This is a genomic window from Myroides pelagicus (assembly GCF_009711055.1).
Lineage (GTDB): Bacteria > Bacteroidota > Bacteroidia > Flavobacteriales > Flavobacteriaceae > Flavobacterium > Flavobacterium pelagicum.
Map to the genome: position 1 here is coordinate 1 of NZ_WMJY01000083.1, position 970 is coordinate 970.

Consider the following 970-nt stretch of genomic DNA (forward strand, 5'->3'; position numbering starts at 1 on the left):
ATAATATTATGGTCGGTCATCAAGAAACAATATCTTTTAGTAAATATTCAGAGTTATATGACATGTTGGTTCCTAAAAACAACACGTTACGAAAGATAAATGAACTTGTAGACTTCAGTTTTATTTATGAAGAACTATCAAGTAAATATAGCTCTACTAATGGCCGAATGGCTTATTCACCTATACGCCTTTTTAAATATCTATTGTTAAAGACAATATTTGATATATCCGATGTAGATGTGGTAGAACGATCACGTTATGACTTGTCATTTAAATATTTCTTAGATATGACAATTGAAGAACCTGTCATAGACCCAAGCACCTTGACTAAGTTTAGAAAATTACGTCTTGAAGATACTGCCCTTTTAGAATTATTGATTAGTAAATCTGTAGCTTTAGCAGTAGCAAAAGGAATAATCAAATCAGATTCTATAATAGTTGATGCAACACACACTCAGAGTAGATCAAATTCAACATCAGCGATCGAATTCCTAAGATATCGATCAAAGAACTTACGTAAAGTTATTTATGAGACAGACGCTAATCTAAAAGATCAATTACCGGCTAAAAATACAGATGACAGTGTAGAAAATGAAATGACTTATTGTAAAGAACTACTTGATTGCTTAGAGGAAAGACAAACCATTAGTAGTTTACCGAAAGTAAGTGAGAAAATTAATGTTTTAAAAGAAGCTTTAGAAGACGTGCAAGAGCAACGGGATCTTTCTAAAGATCAAGACGCTCGAATAGGTTATAAATCTAAAGAAGAATCTTTCTTGGGATACAAAACTCATATAGCTATGAGTAAAGAACGTATTATCACTGCTGCAGTAGTAACTTCGGGAGAAAAAGGAGATGGTCCAGTATTACCTACATTAATAGAAGAGTCTATTAAAAATGGAATGACTGTTAAATCTGTCATAGGAGATCGGGCATACTCTGGAAAAGACAATTTAGTATATGCAAAAGA

1 protein-coding gene is annotated in these 970 nt (G+C 32.4%); it reads left to right on the forward strand.

Annotated elements, in window-relative coordinates; genetic code table 11:
* Nucleotides 1-8: 8 nt before the first annotated feature.
* Nucleotides 9-970: transposase (locus tag GJV77_RS14640; protein WP_155037068.1), on the forward strand; the 962-nt coding region annotated here is incomplete at its 3' end.